12 protein-coding genes and 2 tRNA genes are annotated in these 14,505 nt (G+C 68.1%); 12 read left to right on the top strand and 2 right to left on the bottom strand.

Features of this window, described 5'->3' with window-relative positions; translation table 11 throughout:
* Positions 1–2,244, top strand: a 2,244-nt coding sequence (locus tag VHB27_RS11785; protein ID WP_325600543.1) for a phosphoenolpyruvate carboxylase, incomplete at its 5' end; no start/stop codon positions are given.
* 107 nt (positions 2,245–2,351) lie between these two features.
* Here VHB27_RS11785 and VHB27_RS11780 read toward each other — a convergent pair.
* A complete protein-coding gene (locus VHB27_RS11780; protein ID WP_325600541.1) occupies positions 2,352–2,927 on the bottom strand; it encodes a TetR/AcrR family transcriptional regulator in 576 nt (191 codons plus the stop codon).
* Between the two features lie 161 nt (positions 2,928–3,088).
* Positions 3,089–3,811, bottom strand: a complete 723-nt coding sequence (locus tag VHB27_RS11775) for a GNAT family N-acetyltransferase (RefSeq protein ID WP_325600539.1) — start codon at positions 3,809–3,811, stop codon at positions 3,089–3,091.
* A gap of 104 nt (positions 3,812–3,915) precedes the next feature.
* Between VHB27_RS11775 and VHB27_RS11770 the strand changes: the two genes are divergently transcribed.
* From VHB27_RS11770 to nuoH, 11 genes are all read left to right on the top strand, one after another.
* Positions 3,916–5,634 carry an N-acyl-D-amino-acid deacylase family protein gene (locus VHB27_RS11770; protein WP_325600537.1) on the top strand — a complete coding sequence of 573 codons (1,719 nt, stop codon included), beginning with the start codon at positions 3,916–3,918 and terminating at the stop codon, positions 5,632–5,634.
* A gap of 236 nt (positions 5,635–5,870) precedes the next feature.
* Positions 5,871–5,945, top strand: a tRNA-Val gene (locus VHB27_RS11765).
* Between the two features lie 131 nt (positions 5,946–6,076).
* A tRNA-Asp gene (locus tag VHB27_RS11760) sits at positions 6,077–6,153 on the top strand.
* Positions 6,154–6,381: 228 nt separating this feature from the next.
* On the top strand, positions 6,382–6,747 hold the full coding sequence (locus VHB27_RS11755; protein WP_325600535.1) for an NADH-quinone oxidoreductase subunit A: 366 nt from the start codon (positions 6,382–6,384) through the stop codon (positions 6,745–6,747).
* A 28-nt stretch (positions 6,748–6,775) separates the two neighbouring features.
* On the top strand, positions 6,776–7,327 hold the full coding sequence (locus tag VHB27_RS11750) for a NuoB/complex I 20 kDa subunit family protein (protein ID WP_325600533.1): 552 nt from the start codon (positions 6,776–6,778) through the stop codon (positions 7,325–7,327).
* 46 nt (positions 7,328–7,373) lie between these two features.
* Entirely contained in the window at positions 7,374–8,021 is a 648-nt protein-coding gene (locus VHB27_RS11745) for an NADH-quinone oxidoreductase subunit C (protein WP_325600547.1), read from the top strand.
* Positions 8,018–9,241 carry an NADH-quinone oxidoreductase subunit D gene (locus VHB27_RS11740; RefSeq protein ID WP_325600531.1) on the top strand — a complete coding sequence of 408 codons (1,224 nt, stop codon included), beginning with the start codon at positions 8,018–8,020 and terminating at the stop codon, positions 9,239–9,241. The genes VHB27_RS11745 and VHB27_RS11740 overlap by 4 nt, the downstream gene beginning before the upstream one ends.
* A 3-nt stretch (positions 9,242–9,244) precedes the next feature.
* On the top strand, positions 9,245–9,910 hold the full coding sequence (locus tag VHB27_RS11735) for a complex I 24 kDa subunit family protein (RefSeq protein WP_325600529.1): 666 nt from the start codon (positions 9,245–9,247) through the stop codon (positions 9,908–9,910).
* Between the two features lies 1 nt (position 9,911).
* On the top strand, positions 9,912–11,210 hold the full coding sequence (gene nuoF / locus VHB27_RS11730; RefSeq protein ID WP_325600527.1) for an NADH-quinone oxidoreductase subunit NuoF: 1,299 nt from the start codon (positions 9,912–9,914) through the stop codon (positions 11,208–11,210).
* 142 nt (positions 11,211–11,352) lie between these two features.
* Positions 11,353–13,410 (top strand): NADH-quinone oxidoreductase subunit NuoG, encoded by a 2,058-nt coding sequence (gene nuoG, locus VHB27_RS11725; protein ID WP_325600525.1) that lies wholly within the window; start codon positions 11,353–11,355, stop codon positions 13,408–13,410.
* Positions 13,411–13,414: 4 nt separating this feature from the next.
* Positions 13,415–14,431, top strand: a complete 1,017-nt coding sequence (gene nuoH, locus VHB27_RS11720) for an NADH-quinone oxidoreductase subunit NuoH (RefSeq protein WP_325600523.1) — start codon at positions 13,415–13,417, stop codon at positions 14,429–14,431.
* Positions 14,432–14,505 lie beyond the last annotated feature (74 nt).

Here is a 14,505-nt window from a genome sequence, read left to right as displayed (position 1 = left end):
CGGTTCAATGCCGCGCTGATCTCGGTTGCCCGCACCGCCTGGCCGGATCGCTGGACCGACCTCGCGCCGCGCCCGGTCGTGCTGTCCACCTGGGTCGGCTACGACACCGACGGACGCACCGATATCGGCTGGTGGGACACGCTGAAGCTGCGGCTGGAAATGAAGCATCGGCAGCTTGCGCGGCTGCATGCGCAGACCGCGGAACTGCGCTCTGCCGCCGTGCTGGCCGAACGCATCGCCGCGGCGTGCGACATGGTCGGCAAGCAGATCGAGGCCTGTCCGTCCCAGCCCGATCCCGCCGCCGTCGCTGCGTTCGCGCACGCGCTGATCGACGGCAGGGAGACCGCGCTGACATCCCCGGCGCCGTTGCTGCCGCTGTTCCGCGACGCCATCGCCGGCGCGGACGATCATGACAAGCTGGCGCTGACCACGGCGCGGGCGGGGCTCATCTCCCACGGCATGGCGCTGGCGCACACGCAGACACGCCTGAACGCCGCGCAGATCCACAACGTGGTGCGCCAGCGCCTGGGCTTTTCCGACCCGCCCGAGGATCCGTCGCGCCGCCGCGCCCTGTTCGCCAAGATCAACGCTGCGCTGGACACGGTGCAGGCCGAACCGGTCGATTTCGGCGCCCTGATCGCCGAGGGCGCCTCGGCCGCCAAGCTGATGATGACGGTCGCGCAGATCGTCAAGCACATCGACAGCTCCGTCCCCGTCCGCTTCCTGATCGCCGAGACCGAGACTGGCTACACGCTGCTGGCCGCGCTGTGGCTGGCCCGCCTGCTGGGCATCGAGCAGCATGTCGAGATCAGCCCGCTGTTCGAGACCGCCGAGGCGCTGGAGCAGGGCGCCTCGGTCCTGGAAGAGGCGCTGCGCAGCCCGCATTACCGCGAGTACCTGAAGAAGACCGGCAAGCTGGCGCTGCAGTTCGGCTATTCCGATTCCGGCCGCTACGTCGGGCAGCTCGCCGCCAGCTACCTGATCGAGCGGCTGCGCCTGAAGATCGGCCAGACGCTGGAACGCCACGGCGTCAGCGGCGTCGAGGTGATCCTGTTCGACACCCATGGCGAGAGCATCGGCCGCGGGGCGCATCCGGGGTCGCTGGCCGACCGGCTGAAATACCTCTCGCCGACCGCCTCGCGTCAGGCGCTGTCCAAGGCCGGGTTGAAGGTACGTGAGGAAGCGGCGTTCCAGGGCGGCGACGGCTACCTGCTGTTCGGCACCCCGGAACTTGCATTGGCAACGATCACCCGCATCGCCGAACAGACCTATCACCCCGCCGCCGGGCCGATCGAGGACCCGGTCTATGCCGATCCCGATTTCGCCGCCGACTTCTTCGCCACGATCCATAACGCGATGGACGGGCTGGTGGAGGACGCCGGCTATGCCGCGCTGCTGGGCGCGTTCGGCCCATCGCTGCTGGACAAGACCGGTTCGCGGCCCTCGGCGCGCCAGACCGACGGCATGGGCGCCGCCGCGCGCATCCGCCATCCCAGCGAGCTGCGGGCGATCCCGAACAACGCCATCCTCCAGCAGATCGGCTGGTGCGCGAACACGCTGCAGGGCATCGGCGCCGCGGCCGCGCGCCACCCCGAGACGTTCAACGAGCTGCGCCAGAGCAGCCGCCGCTTCCATCGCGCGACGGATTTCGCCGCGCACGCGCTGGCGCATTCGGACATCGAGGTGCTGCGCGCGGTGATCGCGACGCTCGACCCCGGCACCTGGCTGGACCGCGCGGCGCAGACCAAGCGGGAAGGGCGGGCCGAGGCGCTGGTCGCGGTGGCAAAGGCGCTGGAGCGGCTGGACATCTGGGCCGCCGCGCAATCGCTGTTCCGCCGCATCTCGGCCGATCACCTGGCGCTGCGCACGACCTGGCCCGACGTGCCGCGGATGAAGACGCGGGAGGTCCTGCTGCACGCGCTGCGGCTGGCGCTGATCCACCGCATCTGGCTGCTGTCGACCGAGATCCCCGATTTCTCGCCCCGCCACGGCGTGACGCGCACGGTGCTGGAGGCGGCGATCCTGCGGCTGGACATCGACGCCTCGTTGAACATGCTGGCCGAGATCTTCCCCTCCGCGCCCGATCCGGCGGCGGATTGCGACTATGGCGAACCGGCGCCGAAACGGCAGACGTCCGCCTATGCCAAGGAACACGAAGTGATCTTCGCCCCGATCCGGCGCCTGTTCGCAATGGTGCGGGAGATCGCGACGGCGGTGACGCACGAGGTGGGCGCGTTCGGCTAGGGCGCGCGCCAGGGGCGGGCCAGAAGCGGGCCAGGGACGGGTTTGATGGGCGGGCTTGGTGCCGGTGGCTTGATGCCGGTGGCTTGATGCCGGTGGCTTGATGCCGGTCAGGCCGCCTCGTTCGCCGCCGAGGGTGGATTCAGCCCGTCCGCGCGCATGAGCACCCGAGCGGCTTCCTGGGCCTGGAGGGCGACGGCGGGATCGCCGTAGAGCAGCATGGTGGAATACGCGCCCTCGATCAGCAGCGAGATATGCGCCCCCAGCGCCTGCGGGTTCCGCGCGCCGGCCTGGGCCAGCCAGGTGGTGACCATCTCGCGCCGGTCGTCCTTGAAGTGGCGGGCGATGTCCTCCACCGCCGCGGACTCGCCGGCCATTTCCGCCACCGCGTTCACGAACGGACAGCCGCGGAAGGAGCCGCTGGCGAAGCGGCCATGCAGCGAGTCGAACAACGAGAGGACCTTCTGCAGCGGCGGGTCGTCGCTGGGCGGCACGGGCAGCATGCGCCGGCGCAGATAGGCCGCGACCAGTGCCTCCTTCGAGGGGAACGTGTCATAGAGCGACCGCTTGCTGATCCCGGCCTCTGCCGCGATCGCGTCGACCCCGACCGCTCGGATGCCCTTCTGGTAGAACAGCCGGTTGGCCGCATTCAAAATCCGCTCCGTCATCGGCGGCTTGTCGCTCACGCTCCTGTTGCTCCTCGTCTGAACTGCCTCCGCATCCTGGGCATTTCGTTGCAAGATGGACCAGCTTTGATTCAAAGGCAGATAAGTTCGACGAGCCGCCGTGTCCAGCATGTTACACCGCTTTCGTCATGGCAGGCGTAGGGGCTTGTCCCGGCCGGCCCTCAATCCGGCGGCATCCAGAACGTGTTGTGCGCTCCCGGCTGGAAGCCCAGGCCTTCGTACAACCCCAGGGCCGGTGCGTTCGTCGCCACCACCTGCAGCCCCAGCCAGTCCGCCCGCTGCTCCGCCGCCCAGTTCTCCAGCGCCTGCATGACCATCCGCCCGGCGCCGCGGCGGCGGGCGGAGGACGCGGTCGCCACGCATTCCACCACCGCGCATCCGCCCTCGATCACGCACAGCGCGGTCGCGGCCAGGCGTCCGTCGAGACGGGCGCCGAAGAACCGCGCGGGGGGCTGGATGCCATCCAGGATCAGCGTGTTGATCGCGCGCCGGCTCTCGGTGATCTCCCCCAGGTAGACCGAGCGCCAGGCGTCCCAGGGGTGGTCGCGGGCCTCGATGTCGCCGACCGGCGCGACGATTGGCGCAGTGATTGGGCGCTTGAACAGCGTGACCGTCGCCTCGGTCTGCCGGTAGCCGCGGCGGCGCAGCCGTTCCGACAGGTCGCGCGGTTCGGACTCGTCGAAAAGCTGGAAGCGCGGGACCATGCCCTCGGCGCGATAGCGTGCCTCCACCGCGTCGATCGCCGCCTCGGGGTCGTTGCCAATGAAATCAATCGTCGACACCGAGTTGGCGCGCTGCGATCCGCCGCCCGAGGCGCGCCACAGCCAGCCCTCGATCACCGCCGTCCGCAGCGCCGGCCAGGCCCGCACATGCGCGCGCTCCATGCCCTGCCGTTCCGCTCTTCCAATGTCCATCGCGGCCCCCGAATCTTGCCAGTCGCCGGAGGCTGGCCCAGGATCGGCGCCAAGCAAAGAAGGGAGTGGCGACCATGGCCGAATACGACCTGCTGATCCGCGGCGGCACCGTCATCGACGGGACCGGATCGGCCCCGAAAGAGGCCGATGTCGGCATCGTCGGCGGCCGCATCGCCGCGATCGGCGCGCTGAGCGGCGGCGCGGAGGAAATCGACGCCAAGGGCAAGCTGGTGACGCCGGGCTTCGTCGACATCCACACCCATTACGACGCGCAGGCGGTATGGGACAGCCATCTGGCCCCGTCTTCCCATCACGGCGTTACCACGGCGGTGATGGGCAATTGCGGCGTCGGTTTCGCCCCCTGCAAGCCCGCCGACCGGGAGCGCCTGATCGAGCTGATGGAAGGCGTGGAGGACATCCCCGGCGCGGTCATGCACGAAGGCCTGAAGTGGGAGTGGGAAAGTTTCGCCGGTTACCTTGACGCGCTGGAGCGCAAGCGGCGCGACATCGATATCTGCGCGCTGCTGCCGCATGCCGCGGTGCGGGTGTTCGTGATGGGCGACCGGGCGATCGCGCTGGAGAACGCGAACCAGGCGGACATCGCGCAGATGCGCCAGATCACGCGGGAGGCGATGCAGGCCGGCGCGTTCGGTTTCTCCACCTCGCGCAGCCTGTCGCACAAGACGCTGCGCGGCGACCCGACGCCGACGCTGCGCGCGCAGGAGGAAGAGCTGCGCGGCATCGCGATGGGCATGGCCGACGCCGGGTCCGGGATGCTGGAGATGGTCTCGGAATGGATGCCCGACCATAACGAGGAGTTCGCGATGCTCCGCCGCGTGGTGGAGGCGTGCGGGCGGCCGGCGGTGTTTACGCTCACGCAGCGCCATGCGCGTCCCGGCGTCTGGCGCGACCTGGTGGCGCATGCCGACAAGGCGGCCGCGGACGGCGTGCCGATCCGGCCCGTGGCGGCGCCGCGCGCGATCGGCGTGCTGCTGGGCCTGTCCGGCAGCCAGAACCCGTTCAGCGGCTGCCCCACCTATAAGGAGATCGCCCACCTGCCGGTCGCCGAACGCGCCCGCCGCATGGCCGAACCGGCGATCCGCGCGGCGATCCTGTCGGAGGACCCGAAGAAGGGCAGCACCTTCCCGCTGTTCCACCGCCTGTCCTTCGACTACATGTTCCGTTTCGGCAACCCGCCGAACTACACGCCGAACAAGCAGGACAGCATCTCGGCCATCGCCGCCCGCCAGGGCCGTCCGGCGCCCGAGATCGCCTATGACATGCTGATCGAAAACGACGGCGCCAACTTCATCTACATGACGCTGGCCAACTATGCCTCGGGCGACCTGTCGATGTCGGAGACGCTGCTGGACAATCCCAACGTCATCATGGGCCTGGGCGACGGCGGGGCGCATGTCGCCTTCATCCTGGACGCCGGCTACCAGACTTGGCTGCTGGCGCATTGGGGCCGGGAGCGGCAGCGCTGGAGCGTCCCGGAGCTGGTCCGCCGCCTGACGTCCGATACCGCCCAGGCCGCCGGGCTGCACGACCGGGGGGTGCTGGCGCCGGGCAAGAAGGCCGATGTCAACGTGATCGACTGGGACCGGCTGGGCGCCGACGCGCCGTATGTGGTCAGCGACCTGCCGGCCGGCGGCAAGCGGCTGATGCAGGCGGTGCACGGCTACGACGCGACGATCGTGTCGGGTGCAGTGACGTTCCGCGGCGGCGAGGCCACCGGGTCGCTGCCCGGACGCCTGGTGCGCGGCCCGCAGGCGGAGCGTCTGGCGGCCTGATGCCCGCCTGCCGCATGGCGCGGCTGCAACGCTGGACTTTGCGCGGGGGCGTCGCTAGAGCAGCCTCCGCGTGACCGGACACCTGCCGTACCGTCATGACCCGGCTCGACCGGGCCATCCGGTGCCTCAGGGCGGGAGATGGCCCGGTCAAGCCGGGCCATGACCGAAGTCTGGGCCGTGACCGAGATCCGGGCCTTGACGGGCCGGGTCCCGACAGGGCCGTTCGGGGGCGCCTGGGGCGGTTAGCTCAGCGGTAGAGCGTCTCGTTTACACCGAGAGGGTCGGCGGTTCGAATCCGTCACCGCCCACCAGCCGCCGGGTGTCCATGCCGGCCGTTCCGCCCTTTCCCGCCGTGGCATGCGCGGCCGTTCGGAACCGGTGCGAATCTCGCCGATAAACGCTTGACGGCGGATGACGCCAAGCCTAAACGCACGCCCTCGCTGCGGGTGTAGCTCAGTTGGTTAGAGCGCCGGCCTGTCACGCCGGAGGTCGCGGGTTCGAGCCCCGTCACTCGCGCCATTTCTCCCCCTGCCCAAAGGATCGCGCGGCAAATCGCGCAGCCGTTTCTTCGCGGCGTCGATCTGTGTCCTTTCTGTCCAGGTCGGGGGTGGTTTCTGCAACACCCCCCTATGGCGGTCCGCGGACGATCGGTCTAAGACGTGCCGCATCGCACCACGGCTCCGTCGAAACGCTGCGCCGTTTCGCCAAACCGGGATGCGACAGACGCGTTGAAGGCACGGACCGATCATGCAGCCTGTCCTGTTTGGCTATCTGCCGATCCTCGTATTCCTGGTGATCGCCGGCGGCATCGCCCTGGCCATGGTCGGCGGCTCGATCATCGCCGCCCGGCAGAAGCCGTATCCGGAAAAACTGTCGGCCTATGAATGCGGGTTCGAGGCATTCGACGACGCCCGCCGCCGGTTCGATGTCCGGTATTACCTGGTTGCAATCCTGTTCATCATCTTCGACCTGGAGGTCGCCTTCCTGTTCCCCTGGGCGGTGGCGCTGAAGGGGATCGGCGCATTCGGCTTCTGGTCGATGATCGCCTTCCTGGCCGTGTTGACGGTCGGGTTCATCTATGAATGGTGCAAGGGCGCGCTGGAGTGGGAATGAGCCTCCAGAGGCCCGTGGGAGCTGCCGCATGAGTGATACGACCATTGCCTGGAACCGGGACGCCCTGCCGCCGGGGCCCGAACAGGACGCGGTGATCAAGGGCATCACCGGGGAGTTGGCCGACAAGGGCTTCCTGGTCGCCAATATCGACAAGGTGGTGAACTGGGCGCGCACCGGCAGTCTGTGGCCCATGACGTTCGGCCTGGCCTGCTGCGCGGTGGAGATGATCCACGCCTACATGCCGCGCTATGACCTCGATCGGCTGGGCATCATCCCGCGCGCCTCGCCCCGGCAGTCCGACGTGATGATCGTCGCCGGCACGCTGACCAACAAGATGGCCCCGGCGCTGCGCCGCGTTTACGACCAGATGCCGGAGCCGCGCTGGGTCATCAGCATGGGAAGCTGCGCCAACGGCGGCGGCTACTACCACTACAGCTACTCCGTCGTGCGCGGCTGCGACCGCGTGTTGCCGGTGGACATCTACGTCCCCGGCTGCCCGCCGACGGCCGAGGCGCTGGTCTACGGGATCATGCAGTTGCAGAAGAAGATCCGCCGCACGGGAACGATCCTCCGTGGCTGAAGAGACACAGACCGAGGCGCCGCCTCCGCCGCCCCCGCCGACTCCGATGGAGCTGCTGGGCCAGGCGATCGCCACCATCCCCGGCGTCACCGGGTGGCGGATCGACAAGGACGAGCTGATGGTCGACGCCGAGAGGGAGCGGCTGCTGTCCGTCATGACCACGCTGCGCGACGATCCGCGCTTCGCGTTCGAGCAGGTGATGGACCTTTGCGGCGTCGACTGGCCGGATCGGACCGAACGGTTCGATGTCGTCTACAATCTGCTGTCGGTGACGCTGAACCAGCGGGTGCGGGTGATCTGCACCGCCAGCGAGACCACGCCCGTTCCGTCCGTCCACACGGTCTGGCCTGCCGCCACCTGGTGGGAGCGGGAGACCTGGGACCTGTACGGCGTGGTGTTCGAGGGGCAGCCGGACCTGCGCCGGATCCTGACGGATTATGGCTTCGAGGGGCATCCGATGCGCAAGGACTTCCCCCTGACCGGCTATACCGAGGTCCGGTACGACGAGGATCGCAAGGCCGTCGTCTACGAGCCTGTCCGGCTGACGCAGGACTGGCGCAGCTTCGACTTCCTCAGCCCGTGGGAAGGCATGACCACGCTGCCGGGCGACGAGAAAGTCTTCAAGGAGCGCCAGGCCGAGGCGGAGGCTGAGGCCAAGGCCAACGCCAAGGCATCCGAAGGGAAGGCATCATGAGCGAGGCGGTGAAGACCTCTCCCTACGAGGCCGAACCGGGCCGCAAGACGGTCGAGATCGACAGCCACGCGATCAATTTCGGCCCGCAGCACCCGGCCGCGCACGGGGTGCTGCGCCTGATCCTGGAAATGGACGGGGAGGTGGTGGAGCGCGCCGACCCGCATATCGGCCTGCTGCACCGGGGCACCGAGAAGCTGATCGAATACCGCACCTATGCGCAGGTGGTGCCGTATTTCGACCGGCTCGATTACGTCTCGCCGATGTGCGAGGAGCATGCCTTCGCGCTGGCCGTCGAGAAGCTTCTGGGCATCACCGCGCCGGACCGGGCGCAGTGGATCCGGGTGCTGTTCGCCGAGATCACGCGGGTGCTGAACCACCTGCTGAACGTCACGACCTTCGCGCTGGACGTCGGTGCGATCACTCCCAGCCTGTGGGGGTTCGAGGAACGCGAAAAGCTGATGGAGTTCCACGAGGCGGCCTCCGGCGCTCGGCTGCATGCGAACTACTTCCGTCCCGGCGGCGTGGCGAAGGACCTGCCGGCCGGCCTGACCGACAAGATCGCAGCCTGGGCCGAGACGTTTCCGAAATTTGTCGACGATCTGGAGTCCCTGCTGACCTCCAACCGCATCTGGAAGCAGCGGCTGGTCGATATCGGCGTGGTGCCGCCCGAGATGGCGCTGGCATGGGGTTTTTCCGGACCGCCGCTGCGCGCCTCGGGCGTGCCGTGGGACCTCAGGCGCGCGCAGCCCTATGACAAGTATGCCGAAGTCGAGTTCCAGGTGCCGGTCGGGCGCAACGGTGATTGTTACGATCGTTACCTGGTGCGCCTGGCCGAGATGCGCGAGAGCGTGAAGATCATCAGGCAGGCGCTGGCGAAGATGCCGATCGGCCCGGTGAAGGTGCAGGACCGCAAGTTCACGCCGCCGTCGCGCGCCGAGATGAAGCACTCGATGGAAGCGCTGATCCATCACTTCAAGCTGTATACCGAAGGTTATCACGTCCCCGCCGGCTCGACCTACACCGTGGTCGAGACGCCGAAAGGCGAGTTCGGGGTGTATCTGGTTGCGGACGGAACCAATAAGCCGTACCGCTGCAAGATCAGGCCGACCGGTTTCGCCTTCCTGCAGGCGACCGACGTGATGTCCCGACGGCACATGCTGGCCGACGTGTCCGCGATCGTCGGATCGATGGACGTCGTGTTCGGCGAGATCGACAGGTAGACCATGGCAGAGTCCTCCAGCACGCCGGTCGTGCAGCCCGACAGTTTCGCCTTCGACGCCGAAAGCGAGGCGGAGATCGCGAAGATCGTCGCCGAGTATCCGCCCGGCCGGCAGGCGAGCGCGGTGATCCCCTCGCTGTATGTCGCGCAGCGGCAGATGAAGCGGCAGACCGGCAGCGCCTGGGTGCCGGTGAAGGCGATGGACGCGGTGGCGCACCGGCTGGGGATGGCGCCGATCCGGGTCTATGAGGTCGCGACCTTCTATTTCATGTTCAACACGAAGCCGGTCGGCACCTATCATTTGCAGGTCTGCACCACGACCCCCTGCTGGCTGCGCGGATCGGACGAAGTCACCGCCGCCTGCCGCAAGGAGACGGGCATCCAGGGCTGGGGCGAGACAAGCGCGGACGGCATGTTCACGATGACCGAGGTCGAATGCCTCGGCGCCTGCGTGAACGCGCCGATCCTGCAGGTGGACGACGACTTCTATGAGGACATGGATGGCGGCAAGGTGGCCGAACTGCTGGCGGCGCTGCGCCGGGGCGAGCGGCCCAAGCCGGGATCGATGGCCGGGCGGCAGACCTCGGCGCCCGAGGGCGGGCCGACGACACTGACCACGCTGGAATTCGCGCCGCCGGCAGGGACGACCCCGGCGGGGACGGAGGGCTGAGATGCTGCAGGACAAAGACCGCATCTTCACCAACCTCTACGGCCTGCATGACCCGTTCCTGGCGGGTGCGCGCAAGCGGGGCGACTGGGACAACACCAAGGCGCTGCTGGAGCGCGGACGCGACAACATCGTCCAGGAGATGAAGGACAGCGGCCTGCGCGGGCGCGGCGGGGCAGGGTTCCCGACCGGGCTGAAATGGTCGTTCATGCCGAAACAATCGGACCGGCCATGCTACCTGGTCGTGAACGCCGACGAGTCCGAACCGGGCACCTGCAAGGACCGCGACATTCTCCGCCACGACCCGCACAAGCTGGTCGAGGGCTGCCTGGTCGCCGGCTTCGCCATGGGCGCCTGCGCGGCGTTCATCTATATCCGCGGCGAGTTCTTCAACGAATCGGTCGTCCTGCAGCATGCGGTCGACGAGGCCTACGCGGCCGGGCTGATCGGCAAGAACGCCTGCGGGTCCGGCTATGATTTCGACATCGTCGTGCATCGCGGGGCAGGGGCCTATATCTGCGGCGAGGAAACGGCCCTGATCGAAAGCCTGGAAGGCAAGAAGGGCATGCCGCGGATGAAGCCGCCGTTCCCGGCGGGCGTCGGGCTGTATGGCTGCCCCTCCACGGTGAACAACGTCGAATCGATCGCGGTCTCGCCCACGATCCTGCGGCGCGGGGCTGCCTGGTTCACCAGCCTGGGGCGGCAGAACAACACCGGCACCAAGCTGTTCTGCATCTCGGGCCACGTGAACAAGCCCTGCAATGTCGAGGAAGAGCTGGGCATCCCGATGAAGGAGCTGCTGGAGAAATATGCCGGCGGCGTGCGCGGCGGCTGGGACAACCTGCTGGCGGTGATCCCCGGCGGGTCGTCGGTGCCGTTGCTGCCCAAATCCATCTGCGACGAGGTGCTGATGGATTTCGACAGCCTGCGCGCCGTGCGGTCGGGCCTGGGCACCGCCGCGGTCATCGTCATGGACAAGTCCACCGACGTGATCAAGGCGATCGCCCGGTTGTCCAAGTTCTACATGCATGAGAGCTGCGGCCAATGCACGCCGTGCCGCGAGGGCACCGGCTGGATGTGGCGCGTGATGACCCGCATGGTCGAAGGACGCGCCGACCCGTCCGAGATCGACACCCTGGAGCAGGTGACCAAGCAGGTCGAAGGCCACACGATCTGCGCCCTGGGCGACGCCGCCGCCTGGCCGATCCAGGGCCTGATCCGGCATTTCCGCCCGGTGATGGAGGAGCGCATCGCCGCCTACAAGGCGCGCGGTGCGAAACCCATGCCGATGGCGGCGGAGTGATGCGGATGTCCGTGCTGTGTCGTGACCTGGCCTGGCCTTATGGGCGTCGGTGCTCCACATCCGCTGATCCCGATGCCCATCGGGACTCGCCTGGCCATCACGGCAAGATGCGCCCGCTTGAAACCAAAAGGCCCGCTTGATCATGGCCAAAGTCACCATCGACGGCAAAACGGTCGAAGTCCCCAACGGGTCGACCATCATCCAGGCAGCCGAAGCGGCGGGCATCGAGGTCCCGCGCTTCTGCTACCATGAACGCCTGTCCATCGCCGGCAACTGCCGCATGTGCCTGGTGGAGGTGGAGAAAGCGCCGCCCAAGCCCATCGCCTCCTGCGGCTATCCGGTCGCCGACGGCATGGTCGTGCATACCGACTCCCCCATGGTCCGCAACGCCCGCCGCGGCGTGATGGAATTCCTGTTGATCAACCACCCGCTGGACTGCCCGATCTGCGACCAGGGCGGCGAGTGCGACCTGCAGGACCAGGCCATGGGCTACGGCATGGACCACTCGCGTTATGCCGAGAACAAGCGCGCCGTGCCCGACAAGAACCTCGGCCCGCTGGTGAAGACGTCGATGAACCGCTGCATCCACTGCACGCGCTGCATCCGCTTCATCACCGAGGTCGCGGGCGTCCCCGACCTGGGCGCCACGGCGCGCGGCGAGCACATGGAAGTCGGCACCTATGTCGAGAAGGCGCTGGGCTCCGAACTCTCCGGCAACATCATCGATCTCTGCCCGGTCGGCGCGCTGACCTCCAAGCCCTATGCCTTCGTCGCCCGCCCGTGGGAGCTGGCGAAGGTCGACAGCGTGGACGTCATGGACGCCGTCGGCGCGAACATCCGCGTCGATGCCCGCGGCGCCGAGGTGCTGCGCATCCTGCCGCGCATCAACGAGGACGTGAACGAGGAGTGGATCGGCGACAAGACCCGCTTCGCGCTGGACGGGCTGAAGCGCCGCCGCCTCGACCGCCCCTGGGTGCGGGAGAACGGCAAGCTGCGCGCCGCCAGCTGGAACGAGGCGTTCTCCGTCGTCGCCGCGAAGCTCAAGCCGCTGTCCGGTGCGCAGATCGGCGCCATCGCGGGCGACCAGGTCGATGCCGAGAGCGTGCTGGCGCTGAAGGACCTGATGGCCGGCCTGGGGTCGGAGAATATCGACTGCCGCCAGGACGGCGCACGGCTCGATGCGTCGCGCCGCGATTTCTACTGCTTCAACACCAGCATCGCCGGGATCGAGGATGCCGACGCGGTGCTGATCGTCGGCGCCAACCCGCGCACCGAGGCGCCGGTGCTGAACGCCCGCATCCGCAAGGCGTGGCTGAACAACGGCATGCCGATCGGGCTGATCGGCGCCGACGCCGACCTGACCTACAAGGTCGTGCCGCTGGGCGCGTCGCCGTCGGTGCTGACCGCGCTGCAGGCCGGCACGCATGAGTTCGCCAAGGTGCTGGCGGGTGCGAAGAAGCCGATGATCATCGTCGGGCAGGGCGCGTTGGCGCGTCCCGACGGGTCGGCGGTGCTGGCCGCCGCGTGGCGGCTGGCCGCGCAGGTGGGGGCGCTGTCCGCCGACTGGCACGGGTTCAACGTGCTGCACACCGCGGCCGGCCGCGTCGGCGCGCTCGACCTCGGTTTCCTGCCGGGACCGAACGGCAAGGGCCTGGACGCGATGATGGGCGGCGGGGTCGATTTCCTGTGGCTGCTCGCCGCGGATGCGTTCGACACCGGTCGGATCGGCGCCGGCACCTTCGTGGTCTACCAGGGCCATCACGGCGACGCCGGCGCCCAGCGGGCCGACGTGATCCTGCCGGGCGCCGCCTATACCGAGAAGTCCGGCACCTATGTCAACACCGAGGGCCGGGTGCAGCGCGGCTTCATGGCGATCTACCCGCCCGGCGAGGCGCGCGAGGACTGGCGCATCCTGCGGGCGTTCAGCGCCGTCTTCGGCAAGACGCTGCCCTATGACACGATCGAGGCGCTGCGCGCCCGCATGGTCGCGATCAACCCGGTGTTCGGCCATGTCGGCTCGCTCGCGCGGTTCGGCTGCACCGACCATACCGGTCCCCATGGGGACCCGGCGGTGCTGAGCGACGCGCCCTTCGTCTCCGCGGTGCCGAACTATTTCCAGACCGACCCGATCAGCCGCGCCAGCCCCACCATGGCCCAGTGCGTCGCCGCTCGGTCCACCCCCGCGCTCGCGGCGGAGTAGCCCGATGTACGACTTCTTCTACAACACCAATCTCGGCCTGGTGATCCTGACCTTCCTGGAAGCGCTGCTGCTGCTGGTGCCGCTGCTGATCGGCGTCGCCTACCTGACCTATGCCGAACGCAAGGTCCTGGCGGCGATCCAGCTGCGCAAGGGACCGAACGTCGTCGGGCCGTTCGGCCTGATGCAGCCTTTCGCCGACGCGCTGAAAATGCTGATGAAGGAGACGGTGATCCCCTCCGGCGCCAACCGCGTGCTGTTCCTGATGGCGCCGATGCTGACCTTCGCGCTGGCGATGCTGGCCTGGGCGGTGATCCCGGTGAACGCGGGCTGGGTGGCCGCCGACATCAATGTCGGCATCCTGTACCTGTTCGCGATCTCCTCGCTGGGCGTCTACGGCATCATCATCGCCGGCTGGGCGTCGAACTCGAAATACGCGTTCCTGGGCGCGCTGCGGTCGGCGGCGCAGATGGTCAGCTACGAAGTGTCCATGGGGTTCGTGCTGGTCTCGGTACTGCTGTGCGTGGGATCGCTGAACCTGTCGGACATCGTGCGGGCACAGACGCATCTGTGGTTCTGCATCCCGCTGTTCCCGATGTTCATCGTGTTCTTCATCTCGGCGCTGGCGGAGACGAACCGGTCCCCGTTCGACATCCCCGAAGGCGAATCGGAGATCGTGGCGGGGTTCTTCGTCGAGTATTCGTCGATGAGCTTCGCGCTGTTCTTCCTGGGTGAATACGCGAACATGATCCTCATGAGCGCGATGACCTCGATCCTGTTCCTGGGGGGCTGGCTCGCGCCGTTCAATGTCGAGCCGTTCACCTGGATCCCCGGCGTGGTCTGGTTCGTGCTGAAGATCTGCTTCGTGCTGTTCTGCTTCCTGTGGGTGCGCGCGACCTTCCCGCGCTACCGGTACGACCAGTTGATGCGGCTGGGCTGGAAGGTGTTCCTGCCGCTGTCGCTGCTGTGGCTGGTGATCACGGCGGGCGCGCTGCTGGCGTTCGGGTGGCTGCCCAATGCATAGCGTTATCGTCCCCGTTTCCGTCATGGCCGGCGCAGGCCGGTCATCCGCGCCTTTTCCCGCCACCGTTGCCGGCA

This window comes from Rhodopila sp., assembly GCF_035548235.1.
Classification (GTDB): domain Bacteria; phylum Pseudomonadota; class Alphaproteobacteria; order Acetobacterales; family Acetobacteraceae; genus Rhodopila.
The sequence above is the reverse complement of the archived record's forward strand: the minus strand, read 5'-3'. Positions and strand labels throughout refer to the sequence as shown.